Below are 3,345 nucleotides of genomic sequence, written 5' to 3'. Positions count from 1 at the left end.
TGGTCAGCATCGTCGGCAGATCTTGCGTCGCGCCCGGTGCCGCGACCACCGGCATGGGCAACGTCCAGCGGAGAAATGTGGCCATACGCGCCTCGTTTCGCGATGAACCCGTTCCAGAATACCGCAGCTTATTTCCACTGTCTCGCTGTTAATACCGCGTTACCCACCCTCCTTGACAGCCTGCCAGGGGTGGCGTGAGAGGGTGGCGGCCGGGGAGCACCCATGTCACGCTATGCTACCCGACTCGACTGGCTGCACAGCCTCGCCGCGATCATCATCACCGCGGCGGCGCTCGTGTGCGCGGCGGCAGCACCGGCACCCGTCGCGTTCATCCCGTCCGCCGCCGCGCAGGACGCGACCCCCCACGATCCGGCGCAGCTTGAAGGTAAGCGTCGTCCTTAGGCCACGTTTTTCAATGGTTGGTTGACGTTGTAGGCCCAGGGCAGCAGTTCGTCGATGCGGCTGTTAGGATGGCCGTTGACGATCTTGGTGATGACGTCGGTAAGGTAAGCTTGCGGATCGATGGCATTGAGTTTGCAGCTTTCGATCAGCGATGCGACGACTGCCCAATGCTCGGCTCCGCCATCGGAGCCTGCGAAGAGCGCATTCTTCCGATTCAATGCAATCGGTCTGATGCTGCGCTCGACGACATTGGAATCGATCTCGATCCGCCCGTCGTCGAGGAAGTAGGTAAGACCGTTCCACCGCGAGAGAGCGTAACGGATTGCCTCAGCGAGCTTGGTCTTCTGGCTGATGACGGCGAGTTTGGCGCGCAGCCAGGGTTCCAGGCCATCAATGATCGGCCGGCTCCTATCCTGGCGGACGGCGCGGCGCTCATCAGCGTTGCGGCCGCGGATGTCCTTCTCGACGGCGTAGAGTTTGGCGATGCGTTCGAGTGCTTCGGTGGCAATCGGTGCCGGCCCCGCAGCTGCGAGTTCGTAAAACCGGCGGCGGACGTGGGACCAGCAGAAAGCAAGCTGCACATCGTTGCGCTTGGCGAGCGCCCGATAACCCGCATACCCGTCGACCTGCAGGATACCGGTGAAGCCGGAGAGGTGGGTGATTGGCTGCGTAGCCTTGCGATCGGGCGCGTAGACATAGGCGACGCCTGGCGGGTCGCTGCCGCCCCACGGCCGATCGTCACGCGCGTAAGCCCAGAGCTGACCGGTCTTGGTGCGCCCGCGTCCGGGATCGAGCACCGGCGCGGTGGTCTCGTCGGCGAACAGCTTGGCCGAGGCCTTCAGTACCGTCAGCAGACGCTCATGCACGGGCCGCAGCAGAAAGCCCGCCCGGCCGACCCAATCGGCCAAGGTCGAGCGGTCGAGTTCGATGCCTTGCCGGGTATAGATCTGAGCCTGGCGATAGAGCGGAAGATGATCGGCGTACTTAGAGACGAGAACCTGCGCTACCGTCGCCTCGGTCGGCAATCCACCCTCGATCAATCGTGCTGGTGCGGGCGCCTGCACCACCACGTTCTCGCAAGCCCGGCAGGCATATTTGGGCCGGCGCACCACCAGCACGCGGAACTGCGCTGGCACGATGTCAAGCCGTTCGCCGGTGTCTTCCCCGATGCGATGCAGCGCGTTGCCGCAGCACGGGCACGTGTGATCATCGACATCGATCACAGTCTCGACGCGCGGCAAGTGCGCCGGCAGTGATCCCCGGTTCAGACGCCGCTTGGCAGACCGGCTTGCCCGCTCGGCCGCATTGGCCGCATCAATCTTGGCTTCATGACCTGCCGCATCCTGCTCGACATCTTCGAGTCCGAGCAACATCTGGTCTTCGGACAGTGTCTCGGCACGGCGCCCAAAGCGATGACGCTGCAACTCCTTGATGATCTGACGGAGCCGATCGTTCTGCGCCCGCTCCGCAATCAGCATCGCCTTGAGCGTGCCGGGGTCGTCAGGAAGAGCTTCCGCCGTCGTCATGGCGGTCAGTAGATCATGCGTCGTGCTGCGTCGCGAGCGTTTCCAACCGGCTGATTCACTGTGCCGCAATCATGCAGGCTGCATCGGCGCTGCTGTCTCTCGCGCCGCGTGAACCCTTTTCCAATCCAGCCCTTCCAACAACGCCGAGAGCTCCGCAGCCGATAGTCGCATCACTCCATCCTGTACGTTCGGCCAGCGAAACTTGCCATCCTCAAGCCGCTTGGCGAACAGGCACACGCCGGTGCCGTCCCAGTAAATCAGCTTGACCCGATCCGCGCGTTTCGCCCGGAACACATAGACGGCGCCCGAGAACGGGTTGGCCTTCATGGTCTCGCGTACCAACGCCGCCAGACCCTCGGCTCCCTTGCGGAAGTCCACTGGCGTCGTCGCCACCAACACTCGAACTGCGCCTGTCGGACCGATCACCGGGCGGCCTTCAAGGCTCGAAGCACCGCCGCCATCATCTCGGCTTCCGCGCCGCGGCCGATCCGCACCGTTACGCCTTCGATCTCCACCTCGATGCTGCCAGCACTGCGATCCACCTGGCGTGTCGGTTTCCGCAACCGTCTACGTGATGACCGCGCCGGCGCCCCCGGCTCCACGACTGCCGGCACGAACTTCGAAGCCTCAGCATCGCTCGCCGTTCGTTGGCGCGCCTGCCGGCGCCAGGTGAACACCTGCTGTGGTGTGAGCCCATTCCGGCGCGCGATCTCCGACACAACCGCACCAGGGACAAGCGTTTCTTCGACAATCCCGGCCTTGAAATCCTCAGACAACTGGCGCCGCCGGCCAGTCCCCGTAATCACCTCCACCCGGCGCACTGACGTCGCCTCCGGTTTAAGCGCATGGTCAAGCGTAGACACAAGCCGATCTCCGATTCAGACATCGCACAGTCGCCCATCGCCAGCTTCAAATGAAGGTGGGATTGCCACAGCGCTTACACTGACACGGTCAGTTATGACACAGCCGCGTCCGGAGTGACGGTCGACCTGTCCATAACAGGCTCTCAAGACACTGTGGGAGCCGGCTTCGACACGCTCAATGGCGACTTTGCGAACCTGACCGGCTCGACCTTTAACGATCTGCTGACCGGCAACGGCAATGACAATGTCATCGTCGGCTGTTCGGGCATGGACACGATCAATGCGGGCTCCGGTAACGACACCCTGGTCGTCGACACGGGGGACGCGGTCGCGGGTGAGACTTATAATGGAGGCGTCGGCACCGACACCCTTCAACTCACGGACACCGCCGACTTCACCGGTTCCTCGCTGTTGTCGATCGAGAAACTGCTGTTCAGCACGTTCAGTGCCTCGACCGCCACATTCACCTCAGGACAACTCGGCGGAGCTAACCTGTCAGTCATTCTCACAGTGACCGGCGACGCCAATGCGGACCACATCGTCGTCAATATGAC

4 protein-coding genes and 1 pseudogene are annotated in these 3,345 nt (G+C 63.0%); 2 read left to right on the top strand and 3 right to left on the bottom strand.

Annotated features, from left to right (window positions below):
• The first annotated feature begins 222 nt into the window (after nt 1-222).
• Nucleotides 223-402: a hypothetical protein gene (locus VFB05_RS25360; protein WP_325017489.1), complete on the top strand. Its 180-nt coding sequence runs from the start codon at nt 223-225 to the stop codon at nt 400-402.
• Here VFB05_RS25360 and tnpC read toward each other — a convergent pair.
• From tnpC to tnpA, 3 genes are all read right to left on the bottom strand, one after another.
• The gene (gene tnpC, locus VFB05_RS25355) at nt 399-1,928 is read right to left on the bottom strand and encodes an IS66 family transposase (protein ID WP_325017487.1); all 1,530 of its coding nucleotides are present in this window, start codon (nt 1,926-1,928) and stop codon (nt 399-401) included. The genes VFB05_RS25360 and tnpC overlap by 4 nt on opposite strands.
• Before the next feature lie 69 nt (nt 1,929-1,997).
• A complete protein-coding gene (tnpB, locus tag VFB05_RS25350) occupies nt 1,998-2,354 on the bottom strand; it encodes an IS66 family insertion sequence element accessory protein TnpB (protein ID WP_325017485.1) in 357 nt (118 codons plus the stop codon).
• Nucleotides 2,351-2,791 (bottom strand): IS66-like element accessory protein TnpA, encoded by a 441-nt coding sequence (gene tnpA, locus VFB05_RS25345; RefSeq protein ID WP_325017483.1) that lies wholly within the window; start codon nt 2,789-2,791, stop codon nt 2,351-2,353. The genes tnpB and tnpA overlap by 4 nt, the downstream gene beginning before the upstream one ends.
• 114 nt (nt 2,792-2,905) lie before the next feature.
• Between tnpA and VFB05_RS25340 the strand changes: the two are divergent.
• Nucleotides 2,906-3,345, top strand: a pseudogene (locus VFB05_RS25340) (hypothetical protein); the annotation flags it as partial.

Origin of the sequence: Bradyrhizobium sp. (assembly GCF_035652035.1) — a bacterium.
Lineage (GTDB): Bacteria > Pseudomonadota > Alphaproteobacteria > Rhizobiales > Xanthobacteraceae > Bradyrhizobium.
The sequence above is the reverse complement of the archived record's forward strand: the minus strand, read 5'-3'. Positions and strand labels throughout refer to the sequence as shown.